Genomic DNA, 12550 nt, shown 5'->3' with positions numbered 1-12550 from the left:
GTTCCCCCAAGGAGACAGCGAACATGAGCAAGCAGACCATCCTCGGCCGCGTCACCCAGCTCGCCAAGGCCAACATCAACTCCCTGCTGGACCAGGCCGAGGACCCGCAGAAGATGCTGGACCAGCTGATCCGCGACTACACGAACAACATCGCGGAGGCGGAGCAGGCCGTCGCCACCACGATCGGCAATCTGCGGATGCTGGAGGCGGACCACAAGGAGGACGTGGAGGCGGCCGCGGAGTGGGGCGGCAAGGCCCTGGCGGCGAGCAAGAAGGCCGATGAGCTGCGGGCTTCGGGGGCCGCTGGAGCCGCCGGAGCCGCTGGAGCCGCTGGGGCCGCCGAAAACGCGGACAAGTTCGACAACCTCGCGAAGGTCGCCCTCGGCCGCCAGATGCAGTCGGAGAAGGAGGCGAAGACGGCCGAGCCGACGATCGCCGCCCAGACCGAGGTCGTCGACAAGCTGAAATCGGGCCTGGACTCGATGAAGAACAAGCTGACCGAACTGACGTCGAAGCGCGACGAACTGGTGGCCCGCGCCAAGACGGCCCAGGCGCAGAACACGATGATGGACGCGGTCAAGAACATCGACGTGATGGACCCGACGAGCGACCTCAACCGCTTCGAGGAGAAGGTCCGGCGCGAGGAGGCCATGGCACTGGGCAAGCAGGAGCTGGCCGCCTCCTCGCTGGACGCCCAGTTCGAGTCCCTGGACGACCTGGGCAAGACCTCGGAGATCGAAGCCCGCCTGGCCGCCCTGAAGTCCGGCAAGGCCGCCTGAGCCCGCCCCTCGCCCCCGCGCTCCCCTCCCCGGTCCGGCAGCGGCCGGCCCGGGGCGCGCTGCCCGGCCGCGCTCATCCGGCGGCGCTCATCCGGCGGCGCTCATCCGTACATGCTCAGCAGTTGTTCCGCCGACAGTTCCGTCACCGACTCCGCCACCGCGCCCGGGAGGGGGAGCTCGAACCAGACCGTCTTGCCCCGGTGGGTGCGGCGGGTGCCCCAGCCCGCCGAGAGCAGGCCGACCAGCTGGAGGCCGCGGCCGCCCTCGTCCGTGTCGCGTGCGCGGCGCCGTCTCGGCTGGACCAGGTTCGCGTCCCAGACCTCGCAGACCAGCGTGCGGTCCAGCAGGAGGCGCAGGCGGATCTCGCCCTCGCCGTACCGCAGGGCGTTCGTGACGAGCTCGCTCACGAGGAGTTCCGTGGTGTCGAGCAGCCCCTCCAGGCCCCACGCCGGCAGCTTCGCCCGCGCCAGCTCCCGCGCCCGGCCCACCGACCGCGCCTCGCGCGGCAGCTGCCAGTCGCCGACCGCGTCCACGGGCAGGCCCTGGACGCGGGCCATCAGCAGGGCGATGTCGTCCTCCCCGTGCCGGGTGTCCAGCGTGTTCAGGACGTGGTCGCAGACCTCTTCCAGCGGTCGCGCGGGGTCGGCCAGCGCGTCCCGCAGGCCCCGCAGGCCCTCCTCCAGCGGGTGGTCGCGCGATTCGACCAGGCCGTCCGTGTACAGGGCGAGCAGCGCGCCCTCCGGGAGTTCGACCTCGACCTCCTCGAACGGCTCCCCGCCCACTCCCAGCGGCATCCCCGGCGGGATCTCCAGCAGCAGTCCGGGCCGCGGCTCGCCGCCCTCCTCCACCGGTTCCACCAGCACCGGCGGCATGTGGCCCGCGTTGGCGATCGTGCAGCGCCGCGTCACCGGGTCGTAGACGGCGTAGACGCACGTCGCGAGGTAGACCTCCGAGCGGTCGGCGTCCCGCGAGTGCAGTGCGGCCCGTGACGCCTGCTGGGAGCCGCCGGGCGCGCCGAGTCCGCGCGCGACCTCGTCGAGCGCGGTGAGCACCTCGGCCGGTTCCAGGTCGAGCAGCGCGAGCGTGCGCACCGCGGTGCGCAGTTCACCCATCGCCACGGCCGCGCGCAGCCCCCGGCCCATGACGTCGCCGACGACCAGCGCCGTGCGGTGGCCGGGCAGCTCGATGACGTCGAACCAGTCGCCGCCGACCTCGGTGGCCGCGTTGCCCGGCAGGTACCGGCACGCGATGTCGAGCCCGGCCGCCTCCGGGTCCCCGGGGGGCAGCAGGCTGCGCTGCAGCATCAGCGCGCGCTCGTGCTCGCGCCGGTAGAGCCGCGCGTTGTCGATGCAGACGGCGGCCCGCGCGGCGAGCTCGACGGCGACCGCCCGGTCGCGTTCGCCGAAGGGCTCGCTGCCCTTCGTACGGGAGAACTGGGCGAGGCCGACCACCGTGTCGTGCGCGACCAGCGGCACGACGAGCGTGGACTGCACGAGGTCCCCGGACTCCGGTCCGCCGCCCTCCACCAGCCGCGGCCGCGCCGTCCGCAGCGCGAGCGCGCCTGGCGATCCTGCCGGGTAGCGGTGGGTCTCCCCTACGGAGACCAGCGCCCCCGGACCCGACAGCGGCGCGTCCGAGACCGCCGAGGCGAAGGCGACCCGCCGCAGCGGCGCCGAGGGCGCCCGGCCGGGGCCGGGCAGGCTGGGTACGCCCGGGCCCTGCGGGCGGGCGGGGCGGTCGTCGTCGCCGAGCAGCAGCCCCTGGTAGAGGTCGACGGCGGCCAGGTCGCAGAAGCCCGGGACGGTGACGTCGAGGAGTTCGCGGGCGGTCGTCTCCAGATCGAGCGAGTTGCCGATGCGGTGTCCGGCCTCGTTCAGGAGGGCCAGGTTGCGCCGGACCCCGGCGGCCTCGCGGGCGGCGAGGTGGCGGCGGGTGACGTCGGTGCCGAGGCCGGCGACACCGACGGGACGGCCGGTGCCGCCGTGGACGCGGTAGAGGTTGATGGACCAGTGGCGGTGCTCCCGGCTGCCGGGGGCCGCGCCGGTGATCTGGAGGTCGGTGACGGATTCGCCGGTCTCCAGGACCCTGCGCAGGGCCTCGGCCATCCGGTCGGCCTCGTGCGGGGGCAGGTAGTCGTGGACGGTGCGGCCGCGGTGTTCCTCGGCGTCGCCGCCGAAGACGGTCGCGAAGCGGCGGTTGGCGCGCTGCACGGTGAGGTCCGTACCGAAGAGCAGGAAACCGAAGGGAGATTGGCCGAATATCGCCTGCGAGGCGGCCAGATCGGATTCGATCCGGCGCAGCGCCCGTACGTCGACCACGACGCAGAGCGCTGCCCGCTCGGAGGATTCGGTACGGGTGGGCATTACATAGATCTCGGCCACGCCGTGCTTGCCGTCGCCGCCGGGGATACGGAAGGGGATCAGGCCCGTCCATTCCTTGCCATCGAGAATTCCGGCGACCCTGCGGTGGCCGTCGGCGCGGAGCTCGGGCGGCATGAAGGCGTCGACCGGGTCGCGGCCGACGGCCTGCGCCGGGGTCAGCCCGAAGAGCTCCTCCGCGCGCAGACTCCACTGGTCGATCAGCCCGTCGGGTCCGATCGAGAAGGAAGCGACCTTTATGTAGTCGTATATCGAGCCAGGCGGGCTGCTGTGCCACAGGGAGTCGTGCCAGGTCTCCCCGGGCACAGCCTCACCGGGCACACGGGCCTCACGCGCCTGATGTGCCTGTACAGGTATCTCGCTCACGCGACCGTCCCCTCCAGCTCACCGCAACCGGACCGGCCATGACCGAAGTATTCAGCACCATGGCCCCGTACGACACGGCCTTCGCGATCACAAAAGGATCCCGTTGTTTTTCAGCCAAGCCGTGTGATCGTCAGCTGTCCTTCACCTTGTTACTCACCAGGAATCGCCAACTCGAACCACACGGTCTTGCCCGACTTCCCGTGCCGGGTCCCCCAGCGCTGCGCCGAGACGGCCACCAGATGCAGCCCGCGACCCCCCTCGTCCTCGGGCTCGGCGACCCGTTCGCGGGGCGGATCCGGAAGCGGATCGGAAACCTCCACGAGAAGTGCCGGAACCGAGGGCGCCCCCGCGGCGGCCGGATTGCGCCGTACGAGCCGGACCCCGATGGGGCCCGAGGCGTAGCGCAGGGAATTGGTGACCAGCTCGCTGACCAGCAGGACGGTGACGTCGCCGACGGCGTCCAGGCCCCAGTCGCGAAGGGTGCCGCGCACCGCGTGACGTGCGGTGCGGACGGCACCCGGTTCGGCGGGGAAGGCCCATTCGGCGCATTCACCGTCTGTGTCGATCACGCCGATCACTTCCCGGGCCGGCTGGCGACCCCAGTCCGGTTCGACAGGGACAGAACCACGGGGGACAAGTACGAGATAGGGATTAATAGCGACATACCCGATATTCGCGGCGTCGTACCACTCGGTCTCCCACGGACCGGCGCACTGTGGCGCAGACGGCCTAGAGCATGCGCGTCACGCGCCCCCGTGAGCCGCTCCGGCGGCACCCGCCCCTCTGGCACCCGCCCCTGTGGCTCCGGCCTCCAGCCTGCGGCCCGCCTCGACGACCGCCGGGCGGTCCTGGTCGAGCCAGTCCACCGAGTCCAGCTCGTCGGGCCCGAGCCAGCGCAGCTCGTCGTGGTCCTCCAGCGGGACCGGGTCGCCGGAGAGCAGCCGGGCCGTCCACACGTGCAGGACGAGGCCGGGCTTCAGCGGCCACTCCCCCGGGATCCGCTCCAGCGCCTCGGTCTCGACGCCGAGCTCCTCGCGCAGTTCCCGTACGAGCGCCTCGGGCCCCGACTCGCCCGGCTCGGTCTTGCCGCCCGTTCTCTAGGCTACTCTCAGTTGTCGCTTCGTTACGCTCACACCTCGGAGCCGCGCACGTGAACACCCTGGAACGCTGGACCGTCGACTTCTACGACTTCACCAGCCCACCACCCGTCACCTCAGATCCCCAGCTCCCTGATCTCGGCGATCTGCACACCAGAGCCGCCCGCAACGGAGCCCGCCACGGCACCCCCGTCATCCTGCCGCCGTCGGGCCGCCCGGATTCTCGGATCAACCTCTTCTTCCGGGAGGGGCGCATGGCCACCTCCCAGCCGGGCACCTGGCGGCGCTATGCCTACACACTCGTGGTGTGGCTGGACTTCCTGGATGCCCTCGGGACGACGTGGGACCGGGCCACGGTCCGCGATGTCGAGGCGTTCAAGGACTGGCGCATCACTGACGCCCGGAACGCAGAGCGAGTGCGCGCCACCTCGTTCGACACCGATCGGGCCGGTCTCAACAGCTTCTACACCTGGGCGGCCTCCCGGTTCGGCGTCACGAACCCTGTCACCACGGTGCGAGCCGACGACGACACGCCGACCCGGCAGGCGTACGGGCGCGGGCGCCGCGACCCGCTGCGCCCGGCTGGCGCGACGAACCGCCAGGTGAAGTGGCTCCTGCGAGATGCGCTGGAGCAGTGGCGCGACATCGGACTTCGCGGCTACGGCTTCGACGGTGTGCGGCGTCCCGGCCGCCAGGCCGGCGGCTTCAACGAGGACCGGGACACCGCCTTCGTCGACGGCCTGTACGGAACCGGGCTGCGGCTTCGCGAATGGGCGAGCGTCCTCGACGTCGAGCTCTCGGCCCCGGGCAGCGAGCGAATGGGCACGGCGTGGCTCGCGGCCCAGTGCGCCAAGGGAGGCCGCAACGGACGGACGTACTGGATCCCCCGCCAGGTACTGCGGTCGGTCGAGGGATACCTCGATCCGGTGGAGGGGTCCCGGGCCGAGGTGGTCCGTCGCGCACAGCGGGAGGGCCGGTACGAGCGACTTTCCGGTGCGCGCATCGTCACCGGCCACGAGCCCCGTGCCCGGCAGGTGCGTGTGGCCATCACGGACGGATCGGAAACCCTGGCCCTGGACGAGCTGACGCCGGACGACCGTCGTCTCCTCTACCGGCGTACGCCGCAGGGCCTGGAGCCGCTCTGGGTGTGGCTGTCAGCAAACGGCCTGCCGAAGAAGCCACACAGCTGGGAGGACACCTTCGACGCGGCGAACCGGCGGGTCACCGAGGCATGGCTGCACAAGACCGATCCGGAGAGGCGGCTGAACCGGGAACAACGCGAGCAGGTGCGGCGCGAGTGCCCGCTTTGGGCGACACCGCACATGTGCCGACACTCCTTCGCCCTGAAGTGGTTCTCGATCCTTTCGCTCCTGGAGGAGCGCCGCCTGGAGGGCTTCGCCCCGGACGAGGTTGAGGACTTCCGCGACCAACTCGGCGACATCTGGCTGCAATTGGCCATGCTGCTCGGGCATCGACACTCCGACACCACACGCGAGTACTACCTGGAACCCTTCACCGGCCTGCAGGTCTCATACTTGATGGCGCTGCTGGACGACGACGAGAAGTCGGGCGTGGACACACTGGTGCGGATCTTCGCACGGCACGGCGGGTCGGTCGTGGGTCCCGTCGTCGCGGCGGGGACGGCGCGGTGAGGGGCGGGCGCCGGGCGGCGCTGCCGCCGTCCGGTTGGTCACCGCCCGAGCGACTGCCTGGCGGGGTTTCGGGGGCGGTGGTGCTGTTCCACGAGGAGAGCACCGGGCGGACCGTCCGGTTCGACTGCTCCGACCTGCCGGTCGCCGAGCCTGTTCGGGACTGGCTGGTGCGACGGCTGGCCGAGCGGGCAGGTGCCCGCAGCGGCGTGAAGCACGCGAAGTCCTTCCGTAGTGGCTACCAGGTCGTCCGAGACTTCGCCCAGGCGCTCGCGCGGTGCGAACCGTCGCCGGGGCGGCCCTCGGACATCACGGCTGAGCACATCAGGGCCTTCACGTCCCGGTACGAGGATCCGCAGACTCGTCGGAGCTGCGTGGCCCGTCTTCGGATCGCACTGCGCGGCTGCGTGGAGCTCCCTGGAACCGCGCGACGCGAGCTGTTCGAGACCCGGCTCCCCGTCCTGAAGGTGTCCGAGCGGGTCACAGCGTACTCCGAAGGTGACTGGCAGCGGATCATGACCGCGCTGCGGCGGGATGTCCGGCAGTGCCGGGACCGGATCCGGGGCGGCCTGCGGCTCCTGGAGCGGTTCCGCGCGGGCGAGCTGGAGCCGGGCAGCGCCGAGGCCGAACTGGGCTATCTGCTGGACATCTTCGCCACCGGCGGTGACCTGCCGCGCGGACGTGATGGAGGAGGAACTCCCGAGGTCAAGCGGCACGGCGGCGTGGTCGCGGTGATGCGCATGCTCTCGCTGTCCCAGCAGGAGGCCAGCGCCTTCGCCCTGCTCCTGGCCGCGCTGACCGCCGAGAACCTCGGCACGGTGGCGAAGTGGCCCGCAGTGTACCGCCGGGCGGACGGCGGCGTCGGAACCCTGCCTGTGGCGCTGGTGGAACAGCGCAAACCTCGGCGCGGCCCCGAGCAGGACCACCGGGTGGCCGCCGTCGAGGATCTGCCCGTGTCCCTGCGTTCCGCCCTGGAGCAGGGACACGGAGACGATCCGCTGTTCCACTCCCCCTTGCGGGTCTACGACCTGCTGCTTGAACTGACCGCCCCCGCCCGGTGGATCACGGCCAGCACCGGTGCCTTCGTGAATCGGCGCGTCAACGACCGGGGTCGGCAGGGATCTTGTTGGTCGGATGAGATCCGTGTCGAGCGGTGGGCCAGGTCCCGGGGGTTCCCGCCGGTCACCCGTGACGGCGAGGAGGGGCGGCCGGGGATCGACGTACGCCGCGTCCGCCAGACGGCGCTGGAGATCCAGCGCCGCCCGGTGTCGCACAGCCGGAACACCCTGCGCGACCACTACCTCCGGCGCAGCCGCACGGTGCGCGAGCAGAGCCAGAAGGTAGTGGCCGAGGCGCTGCAGGAACAGGTGACGAAGGCCCGCACCGCTGCCGAGGTCGTGGTGTTCTCTCCACGACTGCTCTCGCTCGCCGACCAGGCCCCGGACACAGCAGCCGCCGAGGCCGGGCTCGCTCCGGAGATTCTGAAGAGCATGGCCTCCGGGGAACGGGACACCGGCGTCGTCGCCTGCCGCGACCACCGTGAGAGCCCTCACGCGCCCGTCGGCGAAGCGTGCCCTGCCTCGTTCCTGAACGGCTGCCTGAACTGCTCCAACGCGCGTGCCCTGCCGCACCAACTGCCCGCGCAGATCGCGTTGCACGACCGCTTGGCGGCACTCCACCCGAACCTGGATCCCCAGACATGGCAGGCTCGCTACGCGCTGCCGCTGGCCAGGCTGCGGAACATCCTCGACCACTACAGCACCGCCGAGCAGGCAGCCGCGCGCTCCACTGTCACGGCTCGGCACACCGCCCTGATCGACGCGCTCCTGGAAGGACGGACCGACCTGCGATGACCACCCCAGCGCATTCCTCAGCCCTACCCGAAGCCGTTCCGGTGCCCTGGCCGGACGCTCACACGCCCGTTCTGCGCAACCGGCCCGTCCGGCTCGGCACCGACCCCGCCCGGCTCTCCCGCTTCGGCGACGATGTCTGGCACATTCGTCCCGCTCACCGCGACGCGCACACGCAAGTCGGCAGCCTCAACCTCCTCGCCTTCCCCGCATCACTCCGCCGCCAGTTCCGCACTGTCTTCCTGGCCGTGCTCGACCACCCACAGCCGGTGGAACCGGGGGGCCGTCAGCGGTCCGCCGAATACATCGGCATCGGCTCAATGCCTGGGCTCGGCTGCGACCTGCAGCTGTTCGCCCGCTGGATGCACGGCCAGGGCCTCGGGCGAATCAGCGACGTAACCGGCCACGACCTCGACACCTATCTGAGCCACGTCCTGAGGACGACCACGTCGCCCGGCCGGAAGGCCGACGCCCTGGGTGCGGTACGGACCCTCTGGCTCTTCCGCGACGTGCTGCCCGCCGCATGCCGTCTCACTCCGGGATTCCCCTGGTCCGGGCGGACCGCCAACGAACTCGTCGGCCTGCGGGCGGTCGGCGGTGAGAACAAGCGTCCCCGTATCCACGACGACACCATGGAGGCGCTGCTCGCCTGGGCGCTGCTCATGGTGGAGCAGATCGGCCCGGACATCCGCGATGCCTGGCAGGAGTACACCCAGCTGTGCCGGGGAGAGCACCCGTCCCAGGAGATCTATTCCGGAGCTGCGGGTCCCCGCCTGCACACCTACGTGGACTTCTGCCGCCGCACCGGCACGCCCCTGCCGGGAACGCCCGGCCCCGGGGCGCCGGAGATCAACTACGGCCATGTGCGGCGGCTCATCGGCCTGGACGACAGGAGCCAGTTCGGCCTGGCCCAGAAGCGCTGGCTGACCCAGCAGAACGTGACCGTAGCCGAGCACAGCACGGTGGGGGCGATCACAGGGCAGATCCAGGGGCGCCCGTGGCGCGACACTCCCCTCACGGTCGGGGAGCTGCCCGGGCTGTGGCGCCGACTGACCGGGGCCCTGTTCACTGTCGTCTGCTACCTGTCCGGGATGCGCCCCGGCGAGGTGCTGGCACTACGCCGCGGCTGCCGTGGTGCGGACGAGACGACCGGACAGCTCGTCGTGCACGGCCACCGGGGCAAGGGGTACGATCGGGCGCCCGACACTCCCGAACGGGTCGAGCCCACACGCCCCTGGGTGGTCGTCGACGCCGTACATGAGGCCATCGCACTGTTGGAGTCGCTGCACGAGCAGCCCCATCTCTTCCCGGCGCAGCTCCGTCCCGGCAGCTTCCGTCCGTCCGCGACACACGCCCGGACTTGCGAGTCAGCCAATCGGGACATCGCCGACTTCGCCGCCTGGGTGAACCAGTCCTTCTGCCGCGCGGACGGCAGCGTCCCCATCCCCGACGATCCCGCCGGGAACCTCAACGCCAGCCGCTTCCGCCGCACCCTGGCCCGGTTCATCGTCCGCCGCCCGCGCGGACTGATCGCCGCCGCCCTCCAGTACGGGCACGTCGACACCAAAGTGACGCTCAACTACGCCGGCGCACCGGACACCGAATGGCTCCAGGACGTTGCAGTCGAGAAACTCGAACTCGTCCTGGAACAGATCAGCGAGGACGCCCGTCGGCTCGCCGCAGGCGAGCACGTCAGCGGACCGTCCGCCGACGAATACCGCCGCAGAGTCTCCGGCACGGCCGACTTCCCGGGCCGTACGGTCATCAGCCCCCGCAGCGCCGCGCGCCTCCTGGCCAGCACCGACCCTCAGGTGCACCACGGCGAGGGCATGACCTGCGTCTGGCGGCCCGAGACAGCGGCCTGCCGCACGGCCCGCCTCGCCCAGGGCCTGCCTGAACCGGCCGGCCCCGACGAGAGCGAGTGCCGGTCCACCTGCACCAACCTCGCCTTCACCGACCGGGACATCGCCCGTCGCAAACAGGATCTCCGCGCATCGCAGGCGAACGCGGCCGACCCGTTGGCGCCCCGGCCCCTGCGCGACCGGGCTGCGGCACAAGCCGAACGCACTGCCGCTCTCGTCCACCGCCACGAGCAGCACCGCACGGAAGGAGACCCGGCATGACCACCCGCCGTCCACGCGACCTCAACGCCGAACGCTCCGCGCTCCGAACCGCCGCCGACCGCCTTCTGGAAGGCACCCCTCTGCACTCCGAGTCCGGCCGCCTCACCGTCACGGAGCTGCTGCGCGAATCCGGCCTGCGCCGGGACGCCGTCTACGGAGACCACAAGGACCGCGTCGAAGAGTTCCAGGCCCGTGCACGAGCACAGCAGCACACACCTGCGGTCGCACGGTCACTGGCTGACGAGAACTCCCAGCTGAAGCAGAAGTTGGCGGACACCGCATCCGCGCTGGCCAATGAGCGCGAGATCACCGCAGGTCTTCGACGCCTTGTCGCCGAACTCGACCTGGAACTGCACGCGGTGCGTGAAGGCTCCGGGCCCGCGCGCGTAACCGCCCTGCCGGCCCGCCGGCGTCCAGGCTCACACGCCTGAACTCATCGCACCACGCCGCCCCGGCGAGACGTGTCTCATCCGCCGCTCGTCCGATCAGCAGAGAGACGGACTTCCCGTACGACGGCTACCCCAGCCACGGTCCGGTCCTCGTGCATGGCAATCCGCATGCCGGGGGTGACGTGCTCCCACTGGGCAGGGGAGAACGGCACGAGCCGCACCGTGGCGCGTCCACCAGGTACGAGGAAGGGCTCCCCCTCGACCCACAAGCCGGCGATGTTCCATGCCGACTCCCCCGTCGGCATCCGGTTCCCGATGTCCCACATCGGCCGTAGAACACCCGCACCGTCGATGGGCGTCGTGCGCCGTGCCTCCGAGGCCGGGCGGAGTTCGAGATCCGCGCGGACAACCCCGTTGCGGGCCTCGGCGCAACGCCAGTGGCACCAGGCCGTGCTGCGGGGAAGCCACAGCTGTTCCGCCGCTTCGGCGAGCGTCTCCCAGAAGGCCAGCGGCAACGCGCGGACGTCACCGAGTTCTTCCAGCAGGCCGAGAGCCACCTCCCACTCGTCGTGCGCGAGGTACTCCCAGACATCGTTCACCGTGATGTCGTTCTCGGTCGCGACTGCCTCCGGAACCAGTAGAGACGCCGACTGCAGCAGCTCGCGCACGTCCAGGGACTTCCCAGCGGCCTTCCCCTCGCCTCGGGACACGCTTCTCACACCAGATAACCCGCGACCTTCAAGTCATCGAAGAGCAACCGATCGACGGGCGGCACCAAGTCCCGGTCCGCATACGAGAACCAGGCCATCTCCTCGATCTCACTGCTCGGAGACATCACCCCCTGGAAATCGGCGGTGTAGCAGGCCATCCGCACAAGCGTGCCCTCAGGGAGCCCAGGGACACCGGCCTCGTACGTGCCCACGTGGACGGCAGTGTCCGGGTCGAGCGGAACCGTGAGCTCCTCCTTGATCTCACGCAGCAGGGTCTCGAGGTCGCTCTCCGCCCCCTCGCGCTTGCCTCCGGGGATGTAAAAGACATCCTTTCCGCGCGGACGCGCGCACAGGATGCGGCCGTTCTCTATCCGCACCCAGGCCACCGTGTCGATCAGCACTGACAATGTCCCGTTTCCGCTCATCCGCATTCCGGTCGCATGTGACCCTATCGGGACTCGCCACAGGGCCCGCCCGGAGCCCGACAACACACTTCCCGACAAAGGACTTGCCTAATGAACGCCCGGCAGCTCCCAGCGGCCGGCGAGCTCCGGGGGCGCGCTGCGGCGGGCCGCCAGCAGGCGGCCCTCATGACAAAGGGCTCCGCCCACGACCACTCGTACAGTCATGGGCGGAGCCTAAGGCAGCGGCGGCGGGAGTGCCGCGCCGCTCAGTTCGTCGTGGCGGTCCGACCGGCGGTGCTGCCGTGGACGAGCCGCTCGATCCAGTAGAGCTGCTTGTGTCCTCTGTCCTCGAGGCTGTCGGCGACCTTCTGGGCCTCGGCCCGGGTCGGGTACCGGCCCACCCGGTAGCGGTTGCCGTTGTCGTCCTGCCGTATGACCAGCCACGGGAGCAGGGCACCGCTGTCGTTCATCGCGTTTCACCCTCCGCCGACGTACCTGCCCGGGAAACCGCATTGCGCATATGCCCGAGCCTACGCCCGACCTTTACTCAGCGGATACGCTTTTTCACGAAGAGGTACCTCGCAGGCGTACTCATCCGGCCATGCGTACGAGTGGGCCGTGCACGCCGGTTCAGAGCCCGCGCACGGCCCGCCGTTCGGCAGGCGTCCCCGCAGGTCGCGTCGAGGGAACAACAGAGCGAGCAGATCGGGCCGGACCGGACGGGGCTGCCGCCGGCGGCGGGGAGTCCGTACGCGCGCTCGCGGACGGAGCGGAGGTGCGCGGCGGTGGCGTCCGCGACCGGCGT

At 70.9% G+C, this 12550-nt stretch carries 10 protein-coding genes and 2 pseudogenes; 5 read left to right on the top strand and 7 right to left on the bottom strand.

Annotation, left to right across the window (positions count from 1 at the left end):
• Positions 1 to 23: 23 nt before the first annotated feature.
• A complete protein-coding gene (locus J7F03_RS13275; protein WP_214949118.1) occupies positions 24 to 779 on the top strand; it encodes a PspA/IM30 family protein in 756 nt (251 codons plus the stop codon).
• A 101-nt stretch (positions 780 to 880) separates the two neighbouring features.
• Here the strand turns inward: J7F03_RS13275 and J7F03_RS13270 are convergent, their stop codons facing one another.
• From J7F03_RS13270 to J7F03_RS13260, 3 genes and pseudogenes are all read right to left on the bottom strand, one after another.
• Positions 881 to 3523 (bottom strand): SpoIIE family protein phosphatase, encoded by a 2643-nt coding sequence (locus J7F03_RS13270; protein ID WP_374104321.1) that lies wholly within the window; start codon positions 3521 to 3523, stop codon positions 881 to 883.
• A gap of 149 nt (positions 3524 to 3672) precedes the next feature.
• Entirely contained in the window at positions 3673 to 4101 is a 429-nt protein-coding gene (locus J7F03_RS13265; protein WP_214949116.1) for an ATP-binding protein, read from the bottom strand.
• A 165-nt stretch (positions 4102 to 4266) separates the two neighbouring features.
• Positions 4267 to 4614, bottom strand: a pseudogene (locus J7F03_RS13260) (NUDIX domain-containing protein); the annotation flags it as partial.
• 59 nt (positions 4615 to 4673) lie between these two features.
• Between J7F03_RS13260 and J7F03_RS13255 the strand changes: the two are divergent.
• The 4 genes from J7F03_RS13255 (at position 4674) to J7F03_RS13240 (ending at position 10673) form a co-directional block, all read left to right on the top strand.
• Complete coding sequence (locus J7F03_RS13255) at positions 4674 to 6272, top strand: site-specific integrase (protein WP_308379450.1); 1599 nt, start codon at positions 4674 to 4676, stop codon at positions 6270 to 6272.
• Positions 6273 to 6349: 77 nt separating this feature from the next.
• Entirely contained in the window at positions 6350 to 8122 is a 1773-nt protein-coding gene (locus J7F03_RS13250; protein ID WP_308379448.1) for a hypothetical protein, read from the top strand.
• Between the two features lie 41 nt (positions 8123 to 8163).
• A complete protein-coding gene (locus J7F03_RS13245; protein WP_214949112.1) occupies positions 8164 to 10242 on the top strand; it encodes an integrase in 2079 nt (692 codons plus the stop codon).
• Positions 10239 to 10673, top strand: coding sequence for a hypothetical protein (locus tag J7F03_RS13240; protein ID WP_214949110.1), 435 nt, complete (start codon positions 10239 to 10241; stop codon positions 10671 to 10673). The genes J7F03_RS13245 and J7F03_RS13240 overlap by 4 nt, the downstream gene beginning before the upstream one ends.
• 35 nt (positions 10674 to 10708) lie before the next feature.
• Here J7F03_RS13240 and J7F03_RS13235 read toward each other — a convergent pair whose 3' ends face one another.
• The 4 genes and pseudogenes from J7F03_RS13235 to J7F03_RS13220 form a co-directional block, all read right to left on the bottom strand.
• Positions 10709 to 11305 (bottom strand): hypothetical protein, encoded by a 597-nt coding sequence (locus tag J7F03_RS13235; RefSeq protein WP_214949433.1) that lies wholly within the window; start codon positions 11303 to 11305, stop codon positions 10709 to 10711.
• 41 nt (positions 11306 to 11346) lie between these two features.
• Positions 11347 to 11766 carry an NUDIX domain-containing protein gene (locus tag J7F03_RS13230; RefSeq protein ID WP_214949108.1) on the bottom strand — a complete coding sequence of 140 codons (420 nt, stop codon included), beginning with the start codon at positions 11764 to 11766 and terminating at the stop codon, positions 11347 to 11349.
• Positions 11767 to 11862: 96 nt separating this feature from the next.
• Positions 11863 to 11970: pseudogene (locus tag J7F03_RS13225) on the bottom strand (DNA mismatch repair protein MutT); the annotation flags it as partial.
• A 41-nt stretch (positions 11971 to 12011) separates the two neighbouring features.
• Complete coding sequence (locus J7F03_RS13220; protein ID WP_214949106.1) at positions 12012 to 12215, bottom strand: SPOR domain-containing protein; 204 nt, start codon at positions 12213 to 12215, stop codon at positions 12012 to 12014.
• Positions 12216 to 12550: the final 335 nt, after the last annotated feature.

The organism is Streptomyces sp. ISL-43 (genome assembly GCF_018614195.1).
GTDB lineage: Bacteria > Actinomycetota > Actinomycetes > Streptomycetales > Streptomycetaceae > Streptomyces.
This window is presented reverse-complemented; position numbering and strand designations above follow the sequence as displayed.

Bases quoted from the DNA above. Each gene is read 5' to 3' on its own strand.
- J7F03_RS13275 (WP_214949118.1), top strand. From the start codon at position 24: ATGAGCAAGCAGACCATCCTCGGCCGCGTCACCCAGCTCGCCAAGGCC.
- J7F03_RS13240 (WP_214949110.1), top strand. From the start codon at position 10,239: ATGACCACCCGCCGTCCACGCGACCTCAACGCCGAACGCTCCGCGCTC.
- J7F03_RS13220 (WP_214949106.1), bottom strand. From the start codon at position 12,215: ATGAACGACAGCGGTGCCCTGCTCCCGTGGCTGGTCATACGGCAGGAC.
- J7F03_RS13230 (WP_214949108.1), bottom strand. From the start codon at position 11,766: ATGAGCGGAAACGGGACATTGTCAGTGCTGATCGACACGGTGGCCTGG.